Origin of the sequence: Chryseobacterium oranimense (assembly GCF_900129755.1) — a bacterium.
GTDB lineage: Bacteria > Bacteroidota > Bacteroidia > Flavobacteriales > Weeksellaceae > Chryseobacterium > Chryseobacterium oranimense.
This window is the reverse complement of the sequence record NZ_FQWT01000005.1, coordinates 298,751-325,616: the sequence shown is the minus strand read 5'-3', so window position 1 is coordinate 325,616 and position 26,866 is coordinate 298,751. Positions and strand designations below refer to the sequence as shown.

Genomic DNA, 26,866 nt, shown 5'->3' with positions numbered 1-26,866 from the left:
TCTATAAGTAGGGATTTGCGATGCAGATGTTACAAATAATTTATGAATATGGATAAAATTCATATTCAATAAAAAAGCTGCCCTGGAATAAGGCAGCTGTATATTTTAGTGGTTTCAGATCATTAAGAAACTCTTTCGATCAATGCCATATAGAATCCATCGTAGCCTTGACTTGGCATTACTTTGTCTTCTTTAATGAATTTAAAACCTGTATTGTTTTTCAAAAACTCTTCTACCTGTAAATTGTTTTCAGAGGGTAGGATAGAACATGTAGCATACACCATTTTTCCGCCTACTTTAAGCATTTTGGAATAATCCTGAAGAATCTGCTGCTGTTCTTTCTTTATCCTGTCGATAAAATCCTGGTCAATCTTCCATTTACTGTCCGGATTTCTTTTCAAAACACCAAGTCCTGAACATGGGGCGTCAATCAGAAGTCGGTCTACTTTATCATGAAGACGTTTGATTACTTTATTGTCCGTGATCATACGGGTTTCAATATTGTGGGCTCCCGCTCTTTTTGCACGGCGTTTCAGTTCGGCAAGTTTCCATTCGAAGATATCTAAAGCTACAATCTGGCCTTTATTTCCCATCAAAGCAGCCAAATGCAGTGTTTTTCCGCCCGCTCCGGCACATGCGTCCACTACTCTCTGACCTTCTTTTACGTCAAGAAAATATCCGATCTTCTGGGAAGAAGCATCCTGAACTTCAAATAATCCTTCTTTGAAAGCTGTGGTAAGAAACACGTTTTTCTTTTCTTCAAGCTGTACAGCATCCGGATAGTTTCTTACAGTGTAAGCCACCACACCTTCGTCTGAAAGGTCAGAAATAAGTTCTTTGGGTGTTGTTTTCAGGCTGTTGGCTCTTAATACGGTAGGAGCCTGCTCGTTTAAAGCGTGCATTTCCTTTTCCCAGCCAGGACCTAATTCTTTTTCCAAAGTTTCGGCCAGCCATTCAGGAATGGAGTGTTCAATAGCTTTCGTAGGAACGGTATTCTTTTTAAGTTTGGTAAGGATATCTGCGATTTTAATTCCGTCAAATTCCTCAAACTTTTTGTAATTGGTTTTGCTCCAAAGAAGATAGGCGATGATCAGCTTATAAATGTTGTCAGGTTTTACGCCTTCACCCATATAATATTCAAGACGTTTTTTCCAGCGGATGATATTATAGAAAATCTCAGAAACAACGGCTCTGTCCTGGCTTCCCCATTTTTTATGAGCTTTTAAAAGTCTTTCGATCACCTTATCGGCGTATTTGTTTTTCTCGAAAAATGTTTCTTGTAAAGCATCGTGAATTCCGATTGCCAGGTTTCTGTGAATAAGTTCCATAAAATTTGCTTCGCTGTTTGAATCTGCAAAGGTACAAATTATAGTTGAGAGTTGAATCGGGATTCGGGATTCGGGATTCGGGATAGGAGGTTAGTGTTTCGGGTTTTAGAAGTGGGAGAGTTTGAGGGTTTTAGAGTTTGAGAGACTTGATTTATGTTGCCAGATGCTGGTTGGCAGTTAAATTGTTGAGGAAACGGTCTGAAATCTGAAATCTCACATCTGAAGTCTTGATTCTTGGTTCTTGCCTCTTTAATCTTAGTTTCTACATCAGGCTTCTAACTCTGATCCAAAAATCTTACCTTTGCAAAAATCAAAAATATGAGTGATACTGTACTTTGTCCGAAATGCGGCTCCGAATTTACTTACCCAACCGATAATATGATGACCTGTTCTCAGTGCTTCTATGAATGGAGCCCGGAGGAAACAGCTGCTGAAACAGCAAATGAAGGGAAGATACTGGATTCAAACGGGAATGAGCTTCAGGATGGAGATTCTGTAGTGGTTATCAAAGATCTTCCTGTGAAAGGAGCACCAAAACCTGTAAAAGCGGGAACAAAAGTTAAAAATATCCGTCTGAGACCGGAGAGCGACCATAATATCGACTGTAAAATTGATGGTTTCGGATCTATGGCTTTAAAATCAGAATTTGTGAAGAAAGCTTAAGGCCGGAAAATAAAAAAAGGAAAGAATTGGACAGTGTAATCTTTCAAAAGACTTAATTGCAGGGAGGTGCTAATGTCCGTCTTTAAGGCAGAAAGAGAATTAACCAAAAATTTCCTTATGCTGTGGAAATACAAATGTAAGAAAAAGTTTCAAAACGCTTCTTAGATTTGTATTTTTTTTATCCACATATTAACAATAACTATAAGGGAATGTATAAGTTACAGGTTGCTGAAGGGCGAAACAGCAAAAAGGTAAAATGGCTTGAGAGAGTCACTGTAAGGAGAAGAAAGCTAATAAGCTAAGAAAATTAATTGTCTTTTTTCTCTATCGCGATTTTGTTCTTCTGCTGTTTTGCATTACCCAAACGATACTTTAATATTTCCCTCTACTTTAGCATCTGTGTAAACAACAAGTTCTTTATTCCTTACTTTAATCTTGTTCCAGTAATGATTTCCGGCAAACCTGCTTTCCAGAAGTTCAGCTTCAGTTCCGTTGTCTGAAATTTTGATATCTTTAGGATAATAGGAAAATTTAGGAAGCTGGAATTTTGTTTTTTCCTCTTCACTGAATATATTCACTTCTCCAAAAAGTTTGGCAACGTAAGTATTATAAGGACTTTTATAGGTTTCCTCCGGGCTGTCATTCTGGATCAGCCTTCCTTCTTTCAGAATAACAATCTGGTCAAGCCACGGCATAATGTCCTGCAGCTCATGGGTAGAAATGATCAGGGAAATCCGGTGCTGCTTTACATATCTGAAGAGTCTTTCCCTAAGTTCTATTTTTCTGGGAAAATCGAGATTGCTGAAAGGTTCATCCAGAATAAGAAGTTTAGGAAGTACAGATAGAGCCCGGGCAATGGCAACGCGCTGCTGCTGTCCTCCGCTTAGATATTTGGGCAGCACGTGGGCGAATTCCTGAAGGCCCACCACTTCCAGAAGCTCCATAACGGTTGCTTTTTTCTGTGCTAGATTAATATTAGAAATGAATTTCCCTACATTTTCAGCCACGGTGGCATATGGCATCAGATCAAAGTTCTGGGCGACCAGTTTCATCTCAGCTTCCCCGGGAACGAGATTTCCTTTGGGGCCTAAAAGCCGGGTTCCGTTAAAAATAATTTCACCGCTTTGCCAGTCCAGCAGTCCATAAATCAGATTGAGCAATGTAGATTTTCCACAGCCGCTTTCTCCTGCAAGTGCAATGATCCTGCCTTCCTCAAAACTCAGGTTAAGGTTCTGAAACAGGGGCTTATCTTTGGTGTGGGAAAAATATAAATTGTTTATTTCTAAAAGCATAATACAAATGTAAGGTTTTTAGGAAAAAATAAAATTTTTTATTATATTAGCGGAAGTAATAAAAATATATCAAAAATGAGAAAAAAACTGTTTTCTTTAGCTATTCCTGCTTTATTTGTAGCAGCTGTGATGGTTTCTTGTAAAAAAGACAAACCGGTGACCAGCGAAAGCAACGAAGTGACGACTACAAAAGACGGGAACCAGTACACACTGGATACATTGAACAGTAAAGTGGAGTGGAAGGGATATAAAATATTCAAGTCTGAAAGTACAAGCCATTTCGGAACCATCAAATTCGAAAGTGGTGATGTGACGGTAAAAGACGGAAAGCTTGAAAGCGGAAAATTTGTAGCGGATATGAACTCTCTGACGTCTGTAGACCTTAAAGATGATGCCGAGCAGTTAGGAAAACTTAACGGCCACCTTAAGAGCGGTGATTTTTTTGAAGTGGAAAAATTCCCTACAGCTTCTTTTGAAATTACTAAAGTAACACCTTCTGCGGAAGGAGATTATAATACGCTTCTTGATGGAAATTTAACGATCAAGGGGATCTCAAAGCCGGTTCAGTTTAAAGCCAATGTTTCTGTGAAGGACGGTGAAGTGAGTGTGGCTACTGAACCTAAGGATATTAAAAGAGAAGAGTTTGGCGTAAAGTTCCAGGCTCCTGCTGAAAACGGTGTGATTAAGGATGAGGTAACTCTTCAGATCAACGTTAAAGCTTTGGAAAAGAAATAATTTTTTTATTTAAGTGAAATAAGTGATTGAAGTCTGCCTCCCGTAAAGGGGCAGATTTTTTTATCACGGATTCATTATTAAACTTAAAAAACGTATTTTTGCAAAACATTTTGAAAGGGTAAAACAATGATAGAAAAGATAGAAGAACTACTTACCGAAGTAAACAGCTTCCATGCTACATCTAAAGAGGAAATTGAAAACTTCCGGATTAAGTATAATGGTAAAAAAGGTGTTCTGAATGATTTTTTTGAAAAATTTAAAGAAGTTCCAAACGACCAGAAGAAAGAATTCGGACAAAAGATTAATTCTTTAAAACAGGCTGTTGCTATAAAGCTGGAGGATCTGAAAGATGCTTCCCAGTCTGCTGTTGTTACTGAAAAAGAAGACCTTACAAGACCTGCTTTTCCATTGGATCTTGGGTCCAGACACCCGATCAATCTGGTGAAAAACAGGATCATTGAAATTTTTAAATCCATAGGTTTCGCGGTTGCAGACGGTCCGGAAATAGAGGACGACTGGCATAACTTTACGGCACTTAATCTTCCTGAATACCATCCGGCAAGAGATATGCAGGATACATTCTTTATTGAACAGAATCCGGATATCCTTCTTAGAACGCATACCTCTTCTGTACAGATCCGTTATATGGAAGAAAACCAGCCGCCGATCAGAATTCTTTCCCCGGGAAGAGTGTTCAGAAATGAGGCTATTTCTTCACGTTCACACTGTATCTTCCATCAGATTGAAGGATTGTATATTGATGAGAATGTAAGCTTTGCAGATCTGAAGCAAACGATCCAGTTCTTTACAACCGAGCTTTTCGGAAAGTCGAAGATCAGAATGAGGCCTTCTTATTTCCCGTTCACAGAACCTAGTGCTGAAATTGATGTCTATTGGGGATTAAACTCTGAAACCGATTACAGAATCACTAAAGGAACAGGATGGCTGGAGATCATGGGATGCGGAATGGTAGATCCTGCCGTTCTGAAAAATGTAAACATTGACTCTGAAAAATATTCAGGATATGCTTTCGGAATGGGTATTGAAAGAATTACCATGCTGCTTTACCAGATGAGCGATATCAGAATGTTCTTCGAAAATGATATCAGAACTTTGGAACAGTTTAAAACATTATAAAAATCAAACCTCCGGAATTTCCGGAGGTTTTTTGTTTTTAATTACTGACCTAAGAAACAAAACGTAATTAAAAACGATTGTATTGAAAATTACAACGTGTACTTAATAAATATTTAGATTTTACTATCAGGCTGAGTGGATTTGAAGTATTGTATACTATTGTCTTGCCTGCTGTTATTAATAAGACAATCAAAAATCATGATCTATTACATTCTCGAAATAAAAAAGCCGGCAAAAATTTTTTTGCCGGCTTTTTATACATTAAAAAGACTGATAGTCTTACTTATACTTTAAAGGATATTTTACATTTTTAATATCATCAATACTTGCTTTCAGGGAGCCTACGGCCAATTCCGCTTTAAGTAGCATAGGAATATGATTGGCGTCGTTGGTCACCCACATCGTTACTCCTTCTTTTTCCTTGAAAACCCTTCCGCTTTTCACAGACGGGATAATCTTTAAACAGTTGATGGTTCCGAATTTTGTCTTTAAATCTTCTGTTCCCGTCACTTTCAGCTGAAACGGAAACATTTCATCATCAATCCAGACATTCATATTGATCACCGTTCCCACCTTCAGTTCACTTGTACTTTTGCTTCTTAAATAATAAAAGCATGAAAGCATATCCTGAACCCCTTTTACTGATTTAATGACCTTTGAACCGTTGGCGGGCGTCTTTTTATCAGTTAAGATCAGCGTATTGTTACTATGGTTAAAAACCGTCTCGAAATGCTGCCTGTAACTTCCTTCACGCACATTTCTCACATAAAAACTCGGCAGTCCTGTTTCTGTATTGATGAAACTTTCATATAAATCTTCTACTTTAAAGAAAGCTTTTACGGCACCTGTAGTCTGGCCCGTGCCTTTCACATACAGATGGGGAGCTCCCATATAATTGGTTTTCTTTGCGGTAAGATTGGCGGTTCCGGCATTCAGTATTCCGTAATGGATTCTGAATGTAATAGATTCACCGTCAGCAATATTGTCGATCTGAGCATGGCCTAAAAGGAACATGAATATTGCAAAAAGATTTAAAATTTTCTTCATGGTATGACATTTAACAAAAACATTGCCAAATTTAAGATTCTTAAGTATTTACAAGGATTTGACAAATCTCAGGTTTTTATTTAGAATCAATTAAATATGCTTCGCATTAAAATTAGTAAATTTGCACTTACATGTATAATTAAATTATCTTTTTATTATGATAACCACTGATATATTGATCATAGGAGCCGGACCTACCGGGCTTTTTGCTGTTTTTGAAGCAGGTTTACTGAAAATGAAGTGCCATATTATCGATGCGCTTCCACAGCCGGGAGGACAGTTAGCAGAGCTTTATCCTAAAAAACCTATTTTCGATATTCCGGGATATCCTTCAGTGAATGCCGGAGAATTAGTGGATAATTTAATGGAACAGATTAAGCAGTTCCAGCCTGGATTTACTTTGGGAGAAACTGCAGTTTCTTACACAAAAGTAGATGATGAGTGGTTTGAAGTAGTGACCAACAAAGGAACGGTTCACAGATGTAAGGCAATTGCCATTGCCGGTGGACTGGGAACTTTTGAACCAAGAAAGCCTACTTTCGAAAATGTTGCTGATTATGAGGAGAAAGGTCTTGAATATTTCGTAAAAGAACCTGAACATTTCAGAAATAAAAAAGTAGTGATTGCCGGAGGAGGAGATTCTGCACTGGACTGGAGTGTTTTCCTTTCCAACGTTGCAAGTGAAGTGACTTTGATCCACAGAAGAAATGAATTCAGAGGTGCTTTGGATTCAGTGGAAAAAGTTCAGGATCTTAAGAATGAAGGTAAAATTAAATTAATTACCCCTGCTGAAGTTACCGGAATTAAAGGTGACGGAAAAGTGGAAGCGATCACGGTACAGATCGAAGGGCAGGAAGCTTATGATATTGAAACGGATTATTTTATTCCTTTATTCGGACTGACTCCAAAATTGGGTGAGATCGGAAACTGGGGATTAAATATCGAGAAAAATGCCATCGTAGTGAACAATGCATTGGATTATCAAACCAATATTGACGGAATTTACGCGATTGGAGATATCAATACTTATCCCGGAAAATTAAAACTGATCCTTTGTGGTTTCCATGAAGCAACGTTAATGTGTCAGAGTGTTTACAACAGGCTGAATCCAGGGAAGAAATTTGTACTGAAATATACGACCGTAAGCGGGGTAGACGGATTTGACGGAAGCCGTAAGGAAGCGGAAAAAGCAGTTGTGAAAAAAATTGACTAATTTTGCGCTATTATGTCAGATATCAATATTAAGATCACCGACCGGGAAGGGGTAACCCATGATGTTGTAGCACCTACAGATATGTCTATGAACCTGATGGAGATCATCCGTTCTTATGAATTGGCGGAAGAGGGAACGATCGGGGTATGCGGAGGAATGGCGATGTGCGCCTCATGCCAGGTATATGTGATCAATGATCCGGGCCTTGAGCCGATGGGCGATGAAGAAGATGCTATGCTGGGAGAAGCTTTCCATGTTCAAGAGAACAGCAGGCTGGGATGCCAGCTGCATATGATGGATGAAATGGAAGGTCTGGAAGTGGAGATTGCTCCTTATCCTTAGAAAATATTTTTTAATCGTAATAAGAAACCCGTCCGAAATCCGGACGGGTTTGTTTTTTTTATTAACTATTCTATTATCAATAATACAGCGCTTTATATTTCCTCCTTAGAAATCCATTTCCCAACAGTAGGAGCCTGATAATTTCTCATTTTATCCAAAAGTTCGTTAATACTGTCACTTATCAAAAGCATGTCACGATTTATCTGCTTTAGAAATCCTTTATCAACCATCGTTTGAACCAGATTGATCAGATCATCATAAAATCCATCGATGTTTAAAATTCCGATTGGTTTTGTATGAAGTCCAAGCTGTGCCCAGGTGATCATTTCAAAGAATTCTTCCAGAGTTCCGTAGCCGCCGGGAAGAACAATAACGCCGTCACAGAGATCATTCATTTTTGTTTTTCTTTCATGCATGGTTTCTACGATGATAAGTTCGGTAAGATTTTTATGGGCAATTTCTTTAGATTGCAGAAAGTGGGGAAGAACTCCTGTCACTTTTCCGCCTTCATTTAAAGCTCCATCTGCCACAGCTCCCATTAAGCCTACATCTGCGCCGCCATATATAAGCTGAATGTTTTGTTTGGCTAATGTTTTTCCAAGCAAGGTTGCCTGCTCTTTATAAATATCGTCCGAGCCGAAGCTTGAACCGCAGAATACTGTAATATTTTTCATCATCATTTATAGTATACTTTTTCAAAAAGACCGGGATAATTTTCAACTAAACCTGAATCATCAACGGAAATCTGGGCTTTAAAGTTTTTGGGAATATTCTCATAGATATACCCGGACTTACCTATTTTGGTGTATTGTTGCTTGACAGGTATGATTTTGTCCTCTAAAATGTTGATATAGATAACATTTATTTCACTGGATTGCCCTTCAGGTAAATTTAAATTGTTGATAGGTAATGTATTGGTGAAAGGAGTTAATGAAATATCAATGTATTTGAAATCTGAAAATTCGGGACGGTCGGTATCATTAATGTTCCAACTGTTCCCGTTCTTTAGTCCTTTAAGATTGGATTTTTTTCCATTGACTTCATATTCAACGGTGAAATTTTGAACAAGCCAGTTTTTGTCGATCGTTATCTGATAACTAACAAAATAGGCTGTATTTTCAAAAGAACCGATAATTTTTGAGATAACCACATAATTTTCTCTATTTTCAATCAGATTGAAATATTCTAGAGAATGATAGAGTATACCTTTCCAAATTATCGGATCCATTGAGTGTTATTTTTAATTTTTAACAGGAATATTCGCTAAAATATCCTTAGTAAAGCTCCAGAACTTCTGTGCAGAAGGAATATTAGCTTTCTCATCAGGAGAGTGTGCCCCTCTGATGGTAGGGCCGAAGCTTACCATCTCCATTGCAGGATAATTAGCTCCGATAATCCCACATTCCAGGCCTGCATGACATGCTACTACATGAGGTTTCTCGCCAAATTTTTCTGTGTAGATCTTTTCCATCAGCTGTACGATCTCAGAACCCGGTTTTGGTTTCCAGCCCGGATAAGAACCGCTGAATTCAACGTTCATTCCTGCCAGTTCTGCAACGGATTTTAATTGTTCCGCAACAGAATATTTGGATGAATCTACAGATGATCTGGTAAGGTTTAAAATTTTAAGCTCACCGCCCTTCAATTCTACTCTGGCTACGTTGTTGGATGCTTCTACAAGGTCTTTCACATCGGGACTCATTCTGTAAACACCATTATGAAGGGCTTTTAAAGTCAGAATAACCTTTCTTGAGTCTTCTTCAGAAATTGCTTTGTCAGAAGTCGTTGAATTTTCGATATTGATCTGTAAACCAGGCTCAACAGAAGCAAATTCTTCAAGAATTTCTTTTTTCAGAACAGTAACTTCTTCAATGAACTCCTGGGAATTTCTCACAGAGATAATTGCTACACCTTCTCTTGGAATAGCATTCCTCAATCCGCCGCTGTCTACAGAGATCAATTGAATATTCTGTTTGGCCAAGCCACTGTAGAAAAGTCTTCCCAGTATAATATTGGCATTTCCGAAGCCTTTATGGATATCCATTCCCGAATGTCCTCCCTGAAGGCCTTTTACCTCAAGTCTTACAATCTGTCCTTTTACATCTTCTGTTCCGTAATTTTGGGTAATGGTTACGTCTACACCACCTGCACAGCCGATATCGATCTCATCGTCTTCTTCGGTGTCAAGATTTAATAAGATTTCTCCCGTAAGCTGTCCCGGCTTTAAACCTAAGGCGCCTGTCATCCCCGTTTCTTCGTCTATTGTGAAAAGAGCTTCCATAGCCGGATGAGGGATATCTGAACTTTCAAGGATAGACATGATGGTGGCTACTCCTAAACCGTTATCGGCCCCCAAAGTGGTTCCTTTTGCCTTTACCCAGTCTCCGTCAACCTCCATTTTGATTCCTTCGGTTTCGAAATCAAAGTTTACATCATTATTCTTCTGGCATACCATATCCAGATGCGACTGAAGGACAACGGATTTACGGTTTTCCATTCCGGGAGTAGCAGGTTTCTTGATGATTACATTTCCTACCTGATCTACAGTTGTTTCCAATCCCAGATTTTCACCAAATTCTTTGATGAAGGCAATCACCCTTTCTTCTTTTTTAGACGGTCTTGGAACTGCATTTAATTTGGAAAAATTCTTCCAGATTATCTGCGGTTCTATGTTAGATAATTCCATGAAATTTTATTTTTATCAAAATTACAAAATAAAAAATGCTTCCGTGAATCCGGAAGCATTTTTTATAAATAGGAGGAAGGTAATTTATTTTTTTACCCTTTTGTTTTTCTAGCATCCGCATTCTCCATAAATAGGCAATGTTTCCACAGTACCATCCGGTTTTTCAATCGTCAGTGTACCTTCAAATAATAAAGCTTCTTCGTTTTTTATTTTTTTGCCTTTTACAGAAATTTTGTAGTCGTTGCTTTCAATTTCTTTTGTCAGCTCCTCATCTACTTCCATGTCGCTTGATGAAATAAGGTTCATAGCCAATCTTTTGCCGTCAAGCTTCATATAGGCAGTTTTTCCGGCATCGTCGGCATAGATGTATTTCTCTGCTTCAAAATCCGCTTTATTTCTGGCAAAATAGCAGGAACACTCTTTAATCTCTTTTGGAAAAGGGATAATGTCTACCTGTATTTTTCCTGATGCTGTTTCTGCTTTTGCTGAATCCTTAACGACGGTTAAAGAATCTGCAGAAGTGGAACTTTGAATGGTTTCCTTATCTTTTTTACATGCGGTTAAAAGAAACGCTGAAAAGAAAATGATTAAATATTTCATTGTCTGTGTGGTTTTATTTTTTTTAGCCTCTGGCTCTTTCCAGAAGGACCATCATCAATAAAGATAAGATCACTAAACTCTCGTCTTCGTCATCAATATCGATCATTCTGTCAAGCTGGAATCTTCTTCCGAAGAATGAAGGCATTTTTTTCATTTTAAAATAAGCTTTTCCGTCAACTCCCGTTACGGTGTAAGATGGATTCAGGAAATAGCCTGTAAACATTCCGATCAAAGGAATTTCCCCTACGAAACTATCCCAGAATCTTACCCATGCACTGTCTTCCTGAACTTTGAATTTCGGCTGGTCATTCGAATCAAGGATATCATAGCTTGCCTTCCAAAGCGAGCGCATTCCTTTTCTGGCCAATCTACCGTAGTTTTTGTTGTCAGTAAGGTCATTCAGAGAATAAGACGCATTGAAATCGATCCATTGGTTGGCTTTAATTCTGAAAAGTTCCTTAGATTTACTTTCATCATTGAAAACAATAACATCTTCCTTCAGCTTGAACATTTTCTGACGAACGTAGGCCACATAGTTTCCGTTTCTGTCAGTAATATTGAAGTCACTTGCTAAAGTTGAGATTTTGAATTTGAAATCCAGAGGATAATTTAGATTTTTAAGTACCATTTAGTTTATTTTTTTCATATTAGAACCCCAAAGATAAAGGTTTTTTTAGAATCTCGAGTCAAGAGCCAGGAGCCAGGAGTCAAGATTTTAGATATCAGCTGTTAGATTTCATACATGAGAGTGAGGGTAATGGTGACTTCGGGAGCAGATGTTCATTGCAAATTCAATTTCCGAATTGAGAACAGCTTCAAACTTTCTTATCTTATAACAAAGTCTTATTTCGAATCCTGTATTCCGCATCCTGAAACTTGCAACTCAAATCCCGAAATCCATAACCCGAAACCCAGTCTTACCACACGAATTCTCAACAATATTCCTTATTTTTGTATCTATGGATTATCCTAGTAAAGTTTTGGCAAAAGCAGTAGACGAAATTTCGGGGCTGCCGGGCATCGGAAGAAAAACAGCCTTAAGGCTGGCGTTGCATCTTTTGAAACAGCCGAGTTCCAGAGCGGTAATTCTTGGAAACTCTTTAATCAATCTTGTTAACGAAATAAAATATTGTAAGGAATGTCATAATTTTTCGGATTTTGATGTCTGTGAAATCTGCAGTAATGAGAAAAGAAACGGTGAGCTGATCTGCATTGTTGAAGATGTACGTGATGTCATTGCTATTGAAAATACAGGAAAGTTTACCGGGAAATACCTGATCCTGGGCGGGAAAATATCTCCGATGGAAGGAATTGGTCCCAACCAGCTGAATATTCCAAGCATTGAAAGAAAACTGAATGAAGGTGGCGTGAAGGAGTTTATTTTTGCATTAAGTGCCACAATGGAGGGAGATACAACAGCATATTATATCTATAAAAAATTTAAGAATTTTAATGTTACTTTTTCAAGTATCGCCAGGGGAATTGCAGTAGGTGATGAGCTGGAATATGCAGATGAGGTGTCTTTGGGAAGATCAATTATCAACAGGTTACCGTACAACGAAAAGGATTAATATGAAGCTGTCCATCATCATTGTCAATTATAATGTGACCAGGTTGCTGAAAAACTGCCTCCTGTCCATTCAAAAATATACGGAAGGAGAAGATTATGAAGTCATTGTGATTGATAATGCTTCTACGGATGATTCCTGGGGTGATCTTATTCCTGAATTTCCTAAAGTCCGTTTTATCTCTTCGGAACATAACGACGGTTTTGCGATTGCCAATAATAAGGCAGTAAAAACAGCAACGGGAGAATATATTCTTCTTTTAAATCCTGATACCGAACTGGAAGGATTCTATATGAAAGATATTCTGGATTTTGCAGATTCAAAGCAGGATTTCGGATGTCTCGGGATAATGATGCATGATGCAGAAGGAAATTTCCTGCCGGAAAGCAAACGTTCTGTTCCTGATATGTTCAATTCTTTTGAGAAGCTGTTTACCAATTTTAAAAGAAGCAATTCAAAATCTTATTACAGAAGCGATATTGATGAACATGCAGTTGCTGAAGTAGATGTAGTTACCGGAGCTTTTTTACTGATAAAAAAAGAGGTTTACGAAAAAGCTGGAGGTCTTGATGAGAGCTATTTTATGTACGGGGAAGATATTGACCTTTGCTATACGCTGCTAAGAAACGGCTATAAAAACTATTACTACGGGAAAGCTTCCCTTCTTCACCATAAAGGTGAAAGCACTGTTAAAGATGAAGTTTATCTCGAACGTTTCTATGGGGCAATGCAGATCTTTATTGATAAATATTATAAAGAGTCCAGGCCCATGCAGTATTCATTTTTGAAAGCAGGTCTAAAGCTTCGCCACAAAATAGAGAAGATCAAGTTAAAATAAAAAAGCAGTTCAATTTGAACTGCTTTTTGTTTATATAAATAAATCTGTTATTATTTTGCCGGAGCTACAGGTGTCTGAGCCGGAGCAGTAGTAGTTGCTGCCGGAGTCGTTTGCTTAGCCGGAGCCGTAGTTTCTTTCTTTACAGGCTGTTGTTGCGTTGGAGCTGCTGTAGCAGGCTTACCGGTGATCACAACGCTTATAAGGATAAGGACGATAATTACTGCGCCCAGAGTCCATGTTGCTTTTTCCATGAAATCATTGGTTCTCTGTACCCCAAACTGTGCAGATGATGCACCTCCGAAAGTACTGGAAAGGCCTCCTCCCTTAGGATTTTGAGCCATAACGATGATTACCAATAAAACGCTGGCAATCATAATAAGAACCATCAATAGTGTAAATATAGTATCCATTAATTCTGATATCTTTTTGAATGGGCAAATTTAATCTTTTTTTATCGAATGACAAAGAAGATAGAAGAAATGTTGTTAAAAATAAAAACGGCAGCGTGAGCTACCGTTTTTTTATATAAAAGAATTCTTATTTAAAATCGGAATCTTTAGCCTGGTTCACTTCGTATGATTTTACATTCATTACCATGTCCATTCCCATTTGAGTAATAGAGATGGTATATGGCATTTTCACACCGCTTACATCTTTATAATCAGAGAAAGTGGTAGGGATGGTTATTTCCTGTCCCTGTGCTTTTGCCGTTCTGGTTTCTCCTGTTTTCAGTCCTGTGGCTACACTGTAATAATAAGTAGTATTATTCCCTTTTACAACATAAGAGTCTTCACCACCTATTTTCTCGATGCCTGCTACTTTATAGTCTGAAGATTTGGCGAAACCTAACTCTTCGAACAGCTCGGTATTTTTCTGCTTTTCAACAATCTGTTCAGGTTTCATAGGCGTTTTTTGGCCCATTTGTTCGGAGTATCCGTCTTTTCCATCGAAAACCTGCTTCTGAACCACCTGTCCCATTGCAGTAACTGACGTTAATTCTTTTCCGCCCTGAGCTTTTATGATTCTAAAATCAATATTCTGTCCCTGCATAGACATGGAAGCATTCATCGTGTAAGAAGAAATTTTGGCAACGTTTGCTTTTCCTCCGATTGCATTGATGTATTTATCAGCAATAGAAGCTACGCTTACTGCAGCATCTACTTTTTGTGCCGTTGGTTTTGCCACCGGATTGGCTTCCTTGTCATAATATTTTACAGGATAACCCAGCTTTTCAAGTCCTGCAGAAATGTCAGACGCTTTACCTGCAATGAAAATTCTGCTTTGGTTGGGCAAAATAGTAGTCTTCACAGCATTGGAAATGTCTGCAGCAGTTACTTTATCAATTGACTTTAAATAATTGGTATAGAAATCAGAAGGAAGATCCTGAACCTTTTGGTTTAAAGCAAATTTCGCAATTGTTTCCGGCTTTTCCAGGGACATGATGAAAGAACCTTTCAGTTTAGCCTTGGCATTTTCCAGTTCTTCAGGTTTTACAGTAGAAATAGCATTAAGCTCATTCATGAATTCCTTAACCGCTTTATCTGTAACCTCATTTCTTACACTGGCATCAGCAGAGAAATCGGAAGAATATTTACCCGCATTCATACTGGAATAAGCGCCGTAAGTAAACCCGTTCTTCTCACGAAGGTTCATGAAAAGTCTTGCTTCACCGCCTCCGCCTAAGATGTAGTTGGCCATTGTAGCAGCAAAATAGTTCGGATCTTTCATTTTAAGATTATTCAGGTTGTTTACTGAAACCACAGACTGTACAGCCGAAGGAACATCTACGATATTAATTTCCGTTTTGGCAAGATTGGAAGCAGGTTCCAGTGCAGTAGCAGGAGTATTGGCTTTTTTCCATCCGCTGAAAGCTTTTTCTACCAGTGGTTTTATCTTGTCAAATTTCACATCACCCACAATGACCAAATAAGCATTGTCCGGAGCGTAATATTTTTTATAAACGTTTTGTACGTCAGCCAACTGGATCTTGTTGATGGTTTCCACGGTTTCAAATTCACCTCTTGCGGTGTTTTTACCGTACATTAATGCATTGGAAACTTTAGAAGCAATAGAAGAAGCATTTTTTTCTTCAGATTTTAATCCTTCTATGGCTCTTTCTTTGGAATTTTGGATTTCTTCAGCAGAGAATTTAGGATTAATGATCGCATCGGCCATTAAGCTTAATACTTCAGGGAAATATTTTGAAAGAGCGTTGGCAAAAGCACCATTGGAAGAAAAATTAAGATTTGCTCCCAGATAATCCACTTTTTTGTTGAAATCTTCTTTACTAAGGTTGGTTGTTCCGTTTTCGAACTGTTCAGCCATGATAGAGCTTACTCCGGCTACACTTCCTTCAAGAAAAGGAGGTCTGTCCATCGAAAGGGTAGTGTTTACTCTTGGTAGTTTATTATTTTCTACCACCATTACGGTAAGGCCGTTGCTCAGCTGGAAAGTTTTTGGTTTTGCAATATTGATCGCAGGGGTAGGCCCCGGCTTCGGCATTGCATTAATGTCAATTTTTTGTGCTGAAACCGTTCCTGCGAATAAAAACGCTGCAGCTATATATGTTAATTGCTTTTTCATTTGTAAAAATTTAATTTTTAATAACCATCTTTTAAACCTGAAGTTTTTAAATGATTACTTTTTTTCAGGAACGTAATTAATGATGATCCTTTGGTTGGAATTCAGATATTTCTTGGCGGCATTCTGCAGATCCTGTCTTGTGATCGATCTGTAGATATCAATTTCCTTATTGATCAGGTTAGTATCACCCATCAATACATGATTCGTTGCCAATGAAGCGGCAATTCCCTGGATGCTTGAGTTGGCATTGACAAACTGGTTTTCATTCTGGTTCTGAAGCTTCTGATAATCTTCCTCAGAGATCAGAGTGGTCTGCAGTTTTTTTATTTCAGCATCGATGTCAGATTGTAAAGTCTGTTTCGTAGTCTGTCCCATCGGGATGGCGAAGAAAGCAAAAATACTGTAATCTTCAAGCCCCTGGTTGAAAGCCTGTACAGCCAGTGCTTTTTTGTCCTGGTCTACTAATTTTTTATATAAAACCGAAGACTTACCGTTGCTCAGATAAGAGGAAAGCATGTCAAGAACATACGCATCCTTTTCTTTATTAGCCGGAGTTCTGTATGCGAAAATATAGGCAGGAAGCTGAATGTTCGGGTCTGTAGCCGTTACTTCTTTTTCCTGGGTGATAGGAGCGTCTTTCGGGAAATCTTTAGGATAAAGTGTTCCTTTCGGAATGGCTCCGTAATATTCCTGGATCCATTTTTTAGTCTGCTCAGGCTTGATATCTCCTGCAACCACTAATGTAGCATTGTTCGGAACGTAATATTTTTTATAGAAAGCCTGGAATTCTTCCAGCTTTGCCGAATTCAGATCCTCCATAGAACCGATCGTAGGCCAGTTGTACGGGTGATTCGTAAATAAATTTTTCTGAATGGTAGGGAAAAGGTTTCCGTAAGGCTGATTATCCATTCTTAACCTTTTCTCTTCTTTTACAACCTCTCTCTGAGTATCTACTCCTATCTGATTGATCACCGCATGACGCATTCTTTCAGATTCCATCCAAAGGCCAAGCTGCTCGTTGTTGGAAGGGAAAGTTTCGTAGTAATACGTTCTGTCATTCGTTGTGTTTGCGTTATTTTGTCCTCCGTTGGAAGATACGATCTTGAACCAGTCACCTCTCTTGATATTAGGTGTGCCTTCAAAAAGAAGGTGTTCGAAGAAGTGGGCAAATCCTGTTCTTCCTTTTACTTCATCTTTGGCACCTACGTGGTACATAACTCCGGTAGTGACTACCGGTGCAGAATTGTCCTGATGAAGAATGACGTGAAGACCGTTTGGAAGGTCATATTCTTCGAATTTTATTTGCTGTGCATTCAGAATCATTCCGAAGAAAGAGGCCGCTGCAGCAGTAAGAAGTCGCTTTTTCATAAAGTAGAAATTGTTTTGGAACAATTAGTAGAGAAAATATGTTAATTGTTACACTTAAAAGGTAATTTTGAAGAAAAAAATACAAATAGAATTGGAATTTCAAAATGGCAGCATCGCAATGAAACCTTTATGCGTTTTTATATTTTCATCTTTCTTTTTCATGGGATTTTCACAGAGTCTCAAAGATACTGCCAGATGCCATAATATGCAGATAGCGGACAGTGTTTTGTACCGGAAACTTAAGGCAGAATCTGAAGATGTTAATTACAAAAAACTTACACAGAGAATTATAAATGATATAGATGTAAGTAAAATTCCGTTTGATAACCTGATCATTAATTATCATGATAAGGTAACAAGGAATCCTTTTGATAATGAACCTTGTGAATGCTGTTTTGAACGGCTTTCAGACAGTCCTGTTTACAATGACAAAGTTTTCTGGACAAAAAAGAATATAGAAGCTATTGCAAGGATATTAAAGAAAAATATCATTCCTAAAAATGGATTGATCAACAAATTTATCTATGATCTGCCTAACTTAAAACCTACCTCAATCTATGAAAGACAGCCTGCACTCAATCAATTAGTAGTTGCAACAAGGAAACAAAAGAAAGGAACCTATCAAAAAATTAATATTATTGGGACTAAAAGATATATTGACGAAGAAAGTTTTTTTTATTTTCCTTACAAAAATGAAAATCTGATATTAAATTCCACCTCTACTGATACGGGTACCATGGAAAATTTTAATACTTTGGAATTGCTGTTTACCAATGAACCAGGCAGAAAAATTACTGTAGAATTCATATATAATGAACACTATGAAGGAAGTACCTATAAAACCTATGAGTATAAAAATAAAGCTTGGCAGCTTATAAACAAATCTCCTGATAGCAATTAAAATGAAGAAAACAATACTGTTTATATTTTTTAATTTGTCTTTTTTGTCCTCTCTTACAGCCCAGGAATACAAAAATGATTCTATATTTAAAAAATGCATAAAAGAATTCAGTAAAAGGCTTTGTCTTTCTGATGAAGACGGTGATGAAATTCTCTTCTATCTGGATAAATGTTCTAAGGAATATGGGCAGGAAGAGAATGAGGGATGTCCGTGGCCGGATACAGATGGTGACGGAATATTGGACAAGGATGACCAATGTCCTACGATTAAAGGTTTTGAAGAATTTAATGGCTGTCCTAAACCTTATAAGCCGGATTGCAATGCGAGGAGAATAAGTGACAGCCTGAAAATGACAAACCTCAGAGCTGACCATAAAAATATTGATAAGATTTATAATTTACTCAGCAAAAGGATTCTTGATCCTATTAAAAAGTATCATCTAAACAGTATTACGCTTTATACCAGTTTGATCAACTGGGATATTCACTGTGATTTGCCGGGATGCTGCCCGGACTGGAAAAATATGCCATCTAATTATTTAAGTTCAAAGTTTTGGAATAAAACAGCGTTAGAGAATTTTTATAGCCGGAAAGAAATTAATGCCATATTGTTTTCCACCAAATTTGTTCCGGATATCATGCCTGAGTTTAAAGAATTTGCAGAGCCTTCCCTGTATTCGTTCATCATGAAATACTACAAAAAAGATAACCCAAGACTGGCTATTTCTAAAGGTTTAGATGAAAAATCAGTTGTTGTTACAGTAAGAATTGAATTTCATGATCCGTATAAACTTAAGATTTTTCTCTCTGATGGCAATAGGTTTTCAACCGATACGACCTATGAATACGACGGAAAGAAATGGAATATAAATTAATGAATTTCCAAAAATTTGAATTGTCCTCCGAATACATTAATTTTGTGTTTCCAAATTTTTTTGCAGTATGGATTATCTGAAAGGACTCAATGAATCACAATATGAAGCCGTTACCTCTCTACAGGGACCATTAATGGTTCTTGCTGGCGCCGGTTCCGGAAAAACGCGGGTGCTTACCATGCGTATTGCCCACCTGATCCACAACGGAGTGGATCCTTTCAATATCCTGGCATTAACCTTTACCAATAAAGCGGCCCGCGAAATGAAAGAGCGTATCGCAAAAGTGGTAGGAGAGAGCAATGCAAGAAGCTTATGGATGGGAACCTTCCACTCGGTGTTTGCAAGAATCCTGAGGATTGAAGGCCATTACCTTGGATATCCTTCCAATTTTACCATCTATGACCAGCAGGATGCACTGAACGTTATCAGGAAAGTGATCAAGGATATGAATATCGATGCTGATCTTTACAAACCTAAAAAAGTTCAGGCAAGGATTTCCACTTACAAAAATAACCTGATCACGGTAAAAGCTTATTTCAACAATCCCGAGCTGATGGAGGCAGATGAAAAGGCAAACATGAAATTCATCGGCAAGATCTACCAGAAATATGTGGAAGAATGTTTCAAAAACGGAGCGATGGATTTCGATGATTTGCTGTTGAAAACCAATGAGTTGCTGACCCGGTTTCCTGAAGTGCTGGCCAAATATCAGGACAGATTCAGGTATATCATGGTGGATGAGTACCAGGATACTAACCATTCTCAGTACCTTATTGTTAAAGCTCTGGCTTCAAAATTTGAAAATATATGCGTGGTGGGAGATGATGCACAGTCTATCTATTCATTCCGTGGTGCCAATATTTACAATATCTTAAACTTCAAGAAAGATTATCCTGAGGCTTTAACGGTTTCTCTGGAGCAGAATTACCGTTCAACCCAGAATATCGTTAATGCTGCCAATGTGGTTATTGCCAAAAACCTTCAGCAGTTTAAAAAAAATGTATTCAGTGATAATGAAGAAGGAGATAAAATCAAGATTTACCGTTCCCTTTCCGATGCTGATGAAGCCAATTTCGTAGCCGGAAATATCTGGGAGCTTAGGAATACCGAGCAGAGAAAATACAGTGATTTTGCTATTTTATACAGGACAAACTCACAGACCAGGGCATTTGAAGATGCGCTGAGACGTAAAAATATCCCTTATAAAGTATACGGAGGGCTTTCCTTCTACCAAAGAAAAGAAGTGAAGGACCTCATTGCTTACCTGCGTCTTCTGGTCAATGAAAATGACTCAGAAGCGCTGATGAGAATCATTAATTATCCTGCAAGAGGAATCGGGGAAACTACACAGAATAAGCTGATCGTTTTTGCAGACGCTCAGAATATTGCTGTTTCAAAAGTACTCAGCAATTTACCGATGTATGCTCCTCAGCTAGGTCTTAATAATGGTGTTTTAAATAAGCTGAATGACTTCTGGTCTATGATCAAAGCCTTTCAGGTATTGTTGAAAACTGATACAGCATACAGTGTTGCGATGGAAGTGGCTAAACGAAGCGGACTGATTAAATTTTTAAAAGACGATCAGACCCCGGAAGGAATTTCCCGTGTAGAAAACGTCCAGGAATTAATGAACTCCATGCAGGGGTTCATTGAAGAGCAGATGCAGTTGGAAGACGGAGACCCAAGCCTGCCGAACTTCCTTGAGAATATTGCACTTTCTGCGGATACCCAGGATAAAAATACAGATGAAGATATGGTTTCATTAATGACCATTCACCTGTCGAAAGGTCTTGAATTCCCGGTAGTACATCTTGTAGGTCTTGAGGAAAATCTTTTCCCGAGCTTTATGAGCTCAGCAACAAGGGAAGACCTGGAAGAAGAAAGACGTCTTTTCTACGTAGCACTGACAAGAGCTGAAAAGAAAGTGTTTTTCTCTTATGCGGTTTCACGTTTCCAGTGGGGGAAAATCACTGATGCAGAACCTTCAAGATTCTTAAGCGAAATAGATGACGAGTATATTGAATTCCTGAATCCTGCTATGGAAAAGAGGTTCATCAATAATGCCGGGATCAAATCCAATATTTTTGATGATCATCCTTCCGAACAGAAAGCATTCAGAAAGGTTGAAAAGAAAACTATTGACAGAGGAGATACTTCAAAACCGGCACCGGAAGTCAGAAAACTGAAGCCTGTAAGCACCGCTAAAATTATCAACCCTAGTGGAGCCTCTTCTCAGGATATTGAAGTGGGTGATAAGGTAAGGCATGACCGTTTCGGAATCGGAGAGGTTTCTTTCCTGGATGGTACGGATCCGCAGAACATCAAAGCAAAAGTAATTTTCATTCATGAAGGGGAGAAAAACCTTATCTTAAAATACGCCAAGCTTACGAAAATATAAAGCGATCAGTTGCATAGACTGATGATAATATTTAAAACGGATTCTATTTTTAGGATCCGTTTTTTAATTGCAGAGTTTTTTAACGCAAAGTTTCAATTTCAGCCCCTGTTATCTTAAGGAAAGCAAAGATGAATGGCTCTGCCATTGATTAAGCTGCTGGGTAATTCGGTCGCTTAATCGATCAACCGCAGATTGATCTCTTCTTTGCATTCTTAAGATTTTTACTATTAAAATTAAACTTTGCGTTAAAAAAAATGCATGTTTAAAACAATACATTTTCTAAAATTAGCATTCATCAAAATATTATAAAACTTTACCATTCAATGTTCAATAGAAGAAGACTATTATCATTTTTTGCAAAACAAAAGTCTATTGATTTTGTAGACTAATAAATTTGCTATACATTTGCCACTCGAAAAAAGCATAAACTATTAATTGATGTAAGGGTATGAAAAATAAAAAGACTATTTTATCTGCTTCTGTACTTTTTTTCCTCGGAACGTATGCTTTCGGACAGGAAAAAGAAAAAGACAGCGTAAAAACCAATGCGGTGGAAGAAGTTGTAGTACTGGGCTCAAGAGCTGGTGCACGATCCAAAACAGACAGTCCGGTTCCTGTGGACGTCTTCAATATAAAAGAAACTTCGGTGGTACTTCCACAATCCAGTATAGGACAGATTCTGAATGCGGTAGCTCCGTCTTTCACATCAACCATTCAAACCAATTCGGATGGGACAGACCATCTTGATCCTGCTCAGCTGAGAGGATTAGGACCGGATCAGGTGCTGGTTTTAGTGAACGGAAAAAGAAGGCATACTTCTGCTTTGGTGAATGTAAACGGAACACCGGGAAGAGGAACAGTAGGAACCGATTTGAACTCTATTCCTTCATTTGCCTTGAACAGGATTGAGGTACTGCGTGACGGTGCTTCAGCCCAGTATGGATCAGATGCCATTGCAGGGGTAATCAACCTTGAACTGAAAAAGGATATCGGAAAATTAACCGGCCAGGTAAGTTATGGCGGAAATTTAACTCCGACTGCGAATGACCATACCGGGAACTTTGACGGACAGAATATTCAGTTAGACCTTAATTATGGAAATAAGATCGGGAATAAAGGTGGTTTTTATAATATCACATGGTCTTCACAGTTCAGAAATCCGACCTTCAGAGCCGACACGGAAAGCGGGGCAATCTATAATGCATATAATGCTATTGAAAAACGTGCTTTAAATGACGGTGTGAATCTTTCGTCACTTTTTTCCAATATCAACAATGTTCCCAATTCGCAGCAACTTATTAATTATATCCATCAGTATGCGCAGGGGGTAAGCTATTTCTCTCCTCAGTTTCAGAACCAGATTCAGGCAGCCAATACGATCGGTGCCCTGCAAGGCTTATTAAAAGGAGATTTTACAGATCAGGAACTGGCGTACAGAGGACTGGACAGGAAAGATTTCAATATGCAGGTAGGGCAGTCCAAACTGAACAATCATCAGCTTTTTGCCAATATTGAGGTTCCGGTTAATGACAACTGGAAAGTATATACGTTCGGCGGATACAGCTTCAGACACGGAAGTTCAGGTGGATTCTACAGAAAACCTAACCAAAGCAGAACTTTTACAGGGCTGTACCCAGACGGTTACCTGCCACAGATCGGAACGGATATCCAGGATCTGTCGCTTTCAGCAGGAATCAAGGGGAACTGGGACGGCTGGAATATTGATTTCAGTAATACATTCGGACAGAATTCATTTACCTATAACATCAGAAATACAGGGAATACCTCTTTACGTTTTGCTTCTCCTGATGAGTTTGATGCTGGAAGCTTAAGGTTTTCACAGAATACCATCAATCTGGATTTCTCTAAAAAATATGATGTCTGGAACGGGATTAACGTAGCATTTGGTGCAGAACACCGGTATGAGAATTTTAAAATAACGCAGGGTGATGAAGCTTCTTACACCACTTATGATGCAGCAGGAAATGTATGGAATAATACCAGCCCGAGAGGTACAGATTTCTTTGGAAATGCACTTCCCGGAGGATCGCAGGTTTTCAGTGGGTTTAAACCTGTTAATGCTGTAGATAAAAACAGACAGGCAGTGGCAGCTTATGCAGATGTGGAATTCAATTTTACCAACTGGTTATTGGTAGATGTGGCAGCGAGATATGAAAATTATTCAGATTTTGGATCTACATTTAACTATAAATTGGCTTCAAGAATCAAAGTGGCTCCCAATTTTAATGTAAGACTGGCTGGTTCCACAGGGTTCAGAGCGCCATCCATCCACCAGATTTACTATAATGTGACTTCTACTTTGTTTACCAACAGCCAGCTTCTGGAAGTAGGGACTTTCAGCAATGATTCGGAAATTGCAGGGTTGCTGGAAATGCCAAAACTAAAGCAGGAAACTTCTAAATCTGCCAGTGTAGGATTTACTTACAGGATTCCTTCTGCAAGCCTTTCTTTTACAGCAGACGGTTATTTTACAAGAATTAACAACAGGATCATTCTTACAGATCAGTTCTTAAGATCAGAAGTACCTCCTGCTGCACAGGCTGTTTTAGATGCTCAGGGAATCAATGCAGCTCAGTTCTTTACCAATGCTATAGATACGGAAACAAAAGGAATAGACCTTGTGATTTCTCATAACGTAAGATTTTCCGGCATGAAACTGGATAACAGCTTTGCCGCCAATATCAGTGAAACCAGGAAAGTAGGGGATATTCATTCCTCAGGACTTCTGCAGTCACCGAATCTTGAGAAGATCTATTTCTCCGAAAAATCCAGAGTATACCTGGAAGAAGCGGTTCCAAGGGTAAAAGCAAGTTTATCCCACACCCTTACATGGAAGAATGCAAGTTTCTATCTTAGAAATACCTATTTCGGAAAAGTGACAGGGGCAGACATAATTGATGTGAATGGTGACGGAGTTGTAGGATTCAATGAACACCAGCAGATCGGGCATAAAATCATTACCGATCTTTCACTGGCCTACCAGTTTACAAAAAATGTAGGGCTTACATTGGGAGTAAACAATCTTTTTGATATTTATCCTGATAAAAACCTTACAGCCTCTACCAACAATGATCAGTTTATCTATTCCCGTTCAACATCCCAGTTTGGCCAGAACGGAAGATATGTGTTTACAAGGCTCAACTTCAATTTTTAAATAAATAATAATTAGTAAACAAAACCAGCCCGGATGTTCCGGGCTGGTTTTGTTTTTTTTTATGTTAGTTTATTCTGGTTATCTTTCTACAAGTTCTTTTACAGGTTCTCCGTAGAAATCTATTTCTGTGGTTTTGATCTGCAGAAGCTGGTACCATTTGATAAAAGCCCCGATGAACACAATAAGCATTAATACCATGGCTGTAACCGCTAAAGTGGCCAGCAAATACTGTTCTTTAGGAAGATAAATGGCTGTTACCTGAATATATCCGGCCCAGAAAGTAATTCCAGCCATGAAAACTCCGGGAACTGCAGAACATAAGGCATATTTACCTCTGTTCATCCGGATCAGCATCGTTGTACAGACGATCAGGCCACATGCCGCCAACAGCTGGTTGCTGATCCCGAACAACGGCCAGATACTGCTCACATTGCCTGTAAATACCAGATATCCCCAGGCGAAAGTAAATAAAAGACTGCTGATAATAATTCCGGGAACCCAGTTTTTATCATTGAATTTAGGAATGACGGAACCCAGCATTTCCTGCAAAAAGAAACGGCCTACTCTTGTTCCTGCATCAATGGCGGTAAGAATAAATACGGCTTCAAACATAATGGCAAAATTATACCAATAAGCAGTCAGCTGGTCCATATAGGGGATCTTGTTGAAAATATGAGCCATTCCCACAGCCAGAGATACTGCCCCACCGGTTCTTCCGTGAAGCTCGATGCCTATTTTCTGTGAGTAATAATCGATATCTACCCCATGAAGGGAAGGGTGCGCAGCAAGGAAAGCGTCATAAGATTCCTTCGGGGTGTTAATGGCGAAATAATCGCCGGGCATTAATGTACAGGCAGCAATCAAAGCCATTAAAGCAACAAAACCTTCCACCAGCATTGCACCATAGCCTACAAAAAGGATTTCCTTTTCTTTATTAAGCATTTTAGGCGTCGTTCCCGTTGCGATTACAGCATGAAAACCGGAAATTGCTCCGCATGCGATAACAATAAAGATAAAAGGCAGTACAGGCCCACCTATAACAGGCCCGCCACCTTTTATAAACTCTGTAAGGGCAGGCATCTGAATGGTTGGGTGAATGACAATCACACCCACGGCAAGCATAATGATGGTTCCTATTTTAAGATAGGTTGAAAGATAATCTCTAGGAACCAGAAGAAGCCATACAGGTAGTACGGAAGCGAGAAAACCGTACAAAGGAATGGCAATAGAAATCGTTTTGATATCCCACGAAAACAGATTATTCATTGTTTCGTTCTGCATCAGGCTATGACCACCGATGATACCTGCCACCAAAAGTATACCTCCTAAAATACTGGCAAAAAGCACACTGTTTTTTCTGTATCTCATAATAAGACCCATGATCACTGCGATCGGCATTGTGATCACCACGGTAAAGAGCGACCATGAAGCTTCATGCATGGCATTGATACAAGCCAGTGACAACCCGGCAAGCGTAAGTATCAGGATGAATAAAATAGCAAAACCTGCAACAGTTCCGGTTGCCTTGCCTATTTCTTTCGAGGCTATGGTTGCCAGACTTTGTCCTTTATGCCTTACTGAGGCAAATAAAACGACCATATCGTGCACTCCGCCACCGAGTACGCATCCGATCAGGATCCATAATGCCCCGGGCAAATACCCGAACTGGGCGGCAAGAACAGGTCCTACCAAAGGACCGGCTGCTGCAATGGCAGCAAAGTGATGCCCGAAAAGTACATTTTTATTGGTGGCAACATAATCTTTACCATCGGCAAACTCTACTGCAGGAGTCGTGTTTTTATCATTAAGTCTCAGAACCTTATTGGCAATAAAAATACCATAGAAACGATAGGCGATTGCAAAGATCAGTACCGATACAAAAATCAGGGTAAGCGCATTGGTGTTATTCAGAAAATCCATGTCATCTGTTTTTTAAGGATGAATAATTAAAAATATTGGATATTTTGTTAAGAATAATTTAAACAAAAGCCAAGTTAATTATTTTATGAATAAAAAATGATGAAATGTATATTAATCTAGCAATTTTGTAGTTTAAGAACTTGATTTTAACTGTTATACTTTGATTTATAGTTAGTTATTTGTTTTGTTTAATCAGAA

Annotated in this window: 23 protein-coding genes; 11 read left to right on the top strand and 12 right to left on the bottom strand. The window is 38.6% G+C overall.

The window, feature by feature from the left end:
• Positions 1–122: 122 nt before the first annotated feature.
• Positions 123–1,328: an RsmB/NOP family class I SAM-dependent RNA methyltransferase gene (locus tag BUB03_RS16465; protein ID WP_040996695.1), complete on the bottom strand. Its 1,206-nt coding sequence runs from the start codon at positions 1,326–1,328 to the stop codon at positions 123–125.
• Between the two features lie 318 nt (positions 1,329–1,646).
• Here BUB03_RS16465 and BUB03_RS16460 point away from each other — a divergent pair, with 318 nt between their 5' ends.
• The gene (locus BUB03_RS16460; RefSeq protein ID WP_073065159.1) at positions 1,647–1,991 is read left to right on the top strand and encodes a zinc ribbon domain-containing protein YjdM; all 345 of its coding nucleotides are present in this window, start codon (positions 1,647–1,649) and stop codon (positions 1,989–1,991) included.
• Between the two features lie 356 nt (positions 1,992–2,347).
• On the opposite strand, the gene BUB03_RS16455 is transcribed toward BUB03_RS16460, so the two are convergent.
• Positions 2,348–3,283, bottom strand: coding sequence for a sulfate/molybdate ABC transporter ATP-binding protein (locus tag BUB03_RS16455; protein ID WP_073065156.1), 936 nt, complete (start codon positions 3,281–3,283; stop codon positions 2,348–2,350).
• A gap of 75 nt (positions 3,284–3,358) precedes the next feature.
• Between BUB03_RS16455 and BUB03_RS16450 the strand changes: the two genes are divergently transcribed.
• Together BUB03_RS16450 and pheS are read left to right on the top strand one after the other, a co-directional pair.
• Positions 3,359–4,018, top strand: coding sequence for a YceI family protein (locus BUB03_RS16450; RefSeq protein WP_073065154.1), 660 nt, complete (start codon positions 3,359–3,361; stop codon positions 4,016–4,018).
• A 126-nt stretch (positions 4,019–4,144) separates the two neighbouring features.
• On the top strand, positions 4,145–5,155 hold the full coding sequence (pheS, locus tag BUB03_RS16445; protein ID WP_040996687.1) for a phenylalanine--tRNA ligase subunit alpha: 1,011 nt from the start codon (positions 4,145–4,147) through the stop codon (positions 5,153–5,155).
• A 279-nt stretch (positions 5,156–5,434) separates the two neighbouring features.
• On the opposite strand, the gene BUB03_RS16440 is transcribed toward pheS, so the two are convergent.
• Complete coding sequence (locus BUB03_RS16440) at positions 5,435–6,202, bottom strand: DUF3108 domain-containing protein (RefSeq protein ID WP_040996686.1); 768 nt, start codon at positions 6,200–6,202, stop codon at positions 5,435–5,437.
• Between the two features lie 157 nt (positions 6,203–6,359).
• Here BUB03_RS16440 and BUB03_RS16435 point away from each other — a divergent pair, with 157 nt between their 5' ends.
• On the top strand, positions 6,360–7,415 hold the full coding sequence (locus BUB03_RS16435; RefSeq protein WP_040996684.1) for an NAD(P)/FAD-dependent oxidoreductase: 1,056 nt from the start codon (positions 6,360–6,362) through the stop codon (positions 7,413–7,415).
• Positions 7,416–7,427: 12 nt separating this feature from the next.
• On the top strand, positions 7,428–7,757 hold the full coding sequence (locus tag BUB03_RS16430) for a 2Fe-2S iron-sulfur cluster-binding family protein (protein WP_073065151.1): 330 nt from the start codon (positions 7,428–7,430) through the stop codon (positions 7,755–7,757).
• 92 nt (positions 7,758–7,849) lie between these two features.
• Here the strand turns inward: BUB03_RS16430 and BUB03_RS16425 are convergent, their stop codons facing one another.
• The 5 genes from BUB03_RS16425 to BUB03_RS16405 all read right to left on the bottom strand — a co-directional run bounded on the left by BUB03_RS16425 (position 7,850) and on the right by BUB03_RS16405 (position 11,671).
• Positions 7,850–8,431 carry an LOG family protein gene (locus BUB03_RS16425; RefSeq protein WP_073065349.1) on the bottom strand — a complete coding sequence of 194 codons (582 nt, stop codon included), beginning with the start codon at positions 8,429–8,431 and terminating at the stop codon, positions 7,850–7,852.
• 2 nt (positions 8,432–8,433) lie between these two features.
• Positions 8,434–8,985, bottom strand: coding sequence for a putative glycolipid-binding domain-containing protein (locus BUB03_RS16420; RefSeq protein WP_073065148.1), 552 nt, complete (start codon positions 8,983–8,985; stop codon positions 8,434–8,436).
• Positions 8,986–8,997: 12 nt separating this feature from the next.
• Complete coding sequence (locus BUB03_RS16415) at positions 8,998–10,443, bottom strand: aminoacyl-histidine dipeptidase (RefSeq protein ID WP_073065146.1); 1,446 nt, start codon at positions 10,441–10,443, stop codon at positions 8,998–9,000.
• A gap of 108 nt (positions 10,444–10,551) precedes the next feature.
• Entirely contained in the window at positions 10,552–11,043 is a 492-nt protein-coding gene (locus tag BUB03_RS16410; RefSeq protein ID WP_040996677.1) for a hypothetical protein, read from the bottom strand.
• Positions 11,044–11,065: 22 nt separating this feature from the next.
• Positions 11,066–11,671: an LURP-one-related family protein gene (locus BUB03_RS16405; RefSeq protein ID WP_040996675.1), complete on the bottom strand. Its 606-nt coding sequence runs from the start codon at positions 11,669–11,671 to the stop codon at positions 11,066–11,068.
• A 331-nt stretch (positions 11,672–12,002) separates the two neighbouring features.
• Between BUB03_RS16405 and recR the strand changes: the two genes are divergently transcribed.
• Together recR and BUB03_RS16395 are read left to right on the top strand one after the other, a co-directional pair.
• Positions 12,003–12,614: a recombination mediator RecR gene (gene recR, locus BUB03_RS16400; protein WP_040996674.1), complete on the top strand. Its 612-nt coding sequence runs from the start codon at positions 12,003–12,005 to the stop codon at positions 12,612–12,614.
• Positions 12,610–13,449: a glycosyltransferase family 2 protein gene (locus BUB03_RS16395; RefSeq protein ID WP_139258904.1), complete on the top strand. Its 840-nt coding sequence runs from the start codon at positions 12,610–12,612 to the stop codon at positions 13,447–13,449. The genes recR and BUB03_RS16395 overlap by 5 nt, the downstream gene beginning before the upstream one ends.
• 50 nt (positions 13,450–13,499) lie before the next feature.
• On the opposite strand, the gene secG is transcribed toward BUB03_RS16395, so the two are convergent.
• The 3 genes from secG to BUB03_RS16380 all read right to left on the bottom strand — a co-directional run bounded on the left by secG (position 13,500) and on the right by BUB03_RS16380 (position 17,400).
• Positions 13,500–13,859, bottom strand: a complete 360-nt coding sequence (gene secG / locus BUB03_RS16390; RefSeq protein ID WP_040996670.1) for a preprotein translocase subunit SecG — start codon at positions 13,857–13,859, stop codon at positions 13,500–13,502.
• A gap of 127 nt (positions 13,860–13,986) precedes the next feature.
• Positions 13,987–16,032 (bottom strand): M16 family metallopeptidase, encoded by a 2,046-nt coding sequence (locus tag BUB03_RS16385; protein WP_073065143.1) that lies wholly within the window; start codon positions 16,030–16,032, stop codon positions 13,987–13,989.
• A 54-nt stretch (positions 16,033–16,086) separates the two neighbouring features.
• Positions 16,087–17,400, bottom strand: a complete 1,314-nt coding sequence (locus BUB03_RS16380) for a M16 family metallopeptidase (RefSeq protein WP_073065141.1) — start codon at positions 17,398–17,400, stop codon at positions 16,087–16,089.
• Positions 17,401–17,518: 118 nt separating this feature from the next.
• Between BUB03_RS16380 and BUB03_RS16375 the strand changes: the two genes are divergently transcribed.
• The 4 genes from BUB03_RS16375 to BUB03_RS16360 all read left to right on the top strand — a co-directional run bounded on the left by BUB03_RS16375 (position 17,519) and on the right by BUB03_RS16360 (position 24,748).
• Entirely contained in the window at positions 17,519–18,301 is a 783-nt protein-coding gene (locus BUB03_RS16375) for a hypothetical protein (protein ID WP_175547510.1), read from the top strand.
• Between the two features lie 43 nt (positions 18,302–18,344).
• Entirely contained in the window at positions 18,345–19,175 is an 831-nt protein-coding gene (locus BUB03_RS16370) for a hypothetical protein (protein ID WP_073065136.1), read from the top strand.
• Between the two features lie 67 nt (positions 19,176–19,242).
• Positions 19,243–21,573 (top strand): ATP-dependent helicase, encoded by a 2,331-nt coding sequence (locus tag BUB03_RS16365; RefSeq protein ID WP_073065133.1) that lies wholly within the window; start codon positions 19,243–19,245, stop codon positions 21,571–21,573.
• Positions 21,574–22,021: 448 nt separating this feature from the next.
• Positions 22,022–24,748 carry a TonB-dependent receptor plug domain-containing protein gene (locus BUB03_RS16360; RefSeq protein ID WP_073065130.1) on the top strand — a complete coding sequence of 909 codons (2,727 nt, stop codon included), beginning with the start codon at positions 22,022–22,024 and terminating at the stop codon, positions 24,746–24,748.
• A 78-nt stretch (positions 24,749–24,826) separates the two neighbouring features.
• Here BUB03_RS16360 and BUB03_RS16355 read toward each other — a convergent pair whose 3' ends face one another.
• Positions 24,827–26,668 carry a carbon starvation CstA family protein gene (locus tag BUB03_RS16355; protein WP_073065127.1) on the bottom strand — a complete coding sequence of 614 codons (1,842 nt, stop codon included), beginning with the start codon at positions 26,666–26,668 and terminating at the stop codon, positions 24,827–24,829.
• Positions 26,669–26,866: the final 198 nt, after the last annotated feature.

Excerpts from the sequence above, each read along its gene's own strand:
- secG (WP_040996670.1), bottom strand. The coding sequence starts at position 13,859 with ATGGATACTATATTTACACTATTGATGGTTCTTATTATGATTGCCAGC.
- BUB03_RS16405 (WP_040996675.1), bottom strand. The coding sequence starts at position 11,671 with ATGGTACTTAAAAATCTAAATTATCCTCTGGATTTCAAATTCAAAATC.
- BUB03_RS16385 (WP_073065143.1), bottom strand. The coding sequence starts at position 16,032 with ATGAAAAAGCAATTAACATATATAGCTGCAGCGTTTTTATTCGCAGGA.
- BUB03_RS16420 (WP_073065148.1), bottom strand. The coding sequence starts at position 8,985 with ATGGATCCGATAATTTGGAAAGGTATACTCTATCATTCTCTAGAATAT.
- BUB03_RS16440 (WP_040996686.1), bottom strand. The coding sequence starts at position 6,202 with ATGAAGAAAATTTTAAATCTTTTTGCAATATTCATGTTCCTTTTAGGC.
- BUB03_RS16435 (WP_040996684.1), top strand. The coding sequence starts at position 6,360 with ATGATAACCACTGATATATTGATCATAGGAGCCGGACCTACCGGGCTT.
- BUB03_RS16380 (WP_073065141.1), bottom strand. The coding sequence starts at position 17,400 with ATGAAAAAGCGACTTCTTACTGCTGCAGCGGCCTCTTTCTTCGGAATG.
- BUB03_RS16355 (WP_073065127.1), bottom strand. The coding sequence starts at position 26,668 with ATGGATTTTCTGAATAACACCAATGCGCTTACCCTGATTTTTGTATCG.
- BUB03_RS16460 (WP_073065159.1), top strand. The coding sequence starts at position 1,647 with ATGAGTGATACTGTACTTTGTCCGAAATGCGGCTCCGAATTTACTTAC.
- BUB03_RS16410 (WP_040996677.1), bottom strand. The coding sequence starts at position 11,043 with ATGAAATATTTAATCATTTTCTTTTCAGCGTTTCTTTTAACCGCATGT.
- BUB03_RS16415 (WP_073065146.1), bottom strand. The coding sequence starts at position 10,443 with ATGGAATTATCTAACATAGAACCGCAGATAATCTGGAAGAATTTTTCC.
- BUB03_RS16360 (WP_073065130.1), top strand. The coding sequence starts at position 22,022 with ATGAAAAATAAAAAGACTATTTTATCTGCTTCTGTACTTTTTTTCCTC.
- BUB03_RS16375 (WP_175547510.1), top strand. The coding sequence starts at position 17,519 with ATGAAACCTTTATGCGTTTTTATATTTTCATCTTTCTTTTTCATGGGA.
- BUB03_RS16430 (WP_073065151.1), top strand. The coding sequence starts at position 7,428 with ATGTCAGATATCAATATTAAGATCACCGACCGGGAAGGGGTAACCCAT.
- BUB03_RS16425 (WP_073065349.1), bottom strand. The coding sequence starts at position 8,431 with ATGAAAAATATTACAGTATTCTGCGGTTCAAGCTTCGGCTCGGACGAT.
- BUB03_RS16465 (WP_040996695.1), bottom strand. The coding sequence starts at position 1,328 with ATGGAACTTATTCACAGAAACCTGGCAATCGGAATTCACGATGCTTTA.
- BUB03_RS16450 (WP_073065154.1), top strand. The coding sequence starts at position 3,359 with ATGAGAAAAAAACTGTTTTCTTTAGCTATTCCTGCTTTATTTGTAGCA.
- BUB03_RS16455 (WP_073065156.1), bottom strand. The coding sequence starts at position 3,283 with ATGCTTTTAGAAATAAACAATTTATATTTTTCCCACACCAAAGATAAG.
- recR (WP_040996674.1), top strand. The coding sequence starts at position 12,003 with ATGGATTATCCTAGTAAAGTTTTGGCAAAAGCAGTAGACGAAATTTCG.
- pheS (WP_040996687.1), top strand. The coding sequence starts at position 4,145 with ATGATAGAAAAGATAGAAGAACTACTTACCGAAGTAAACAGCTTCCAT.
- BUB03_RS16365 (WP_073065133.1), top strand. The coding sequence starts at position 19,243 with ATGGATTATCTGAAAGGACTCAATGAATCACAATATGAAGCCGTTACC.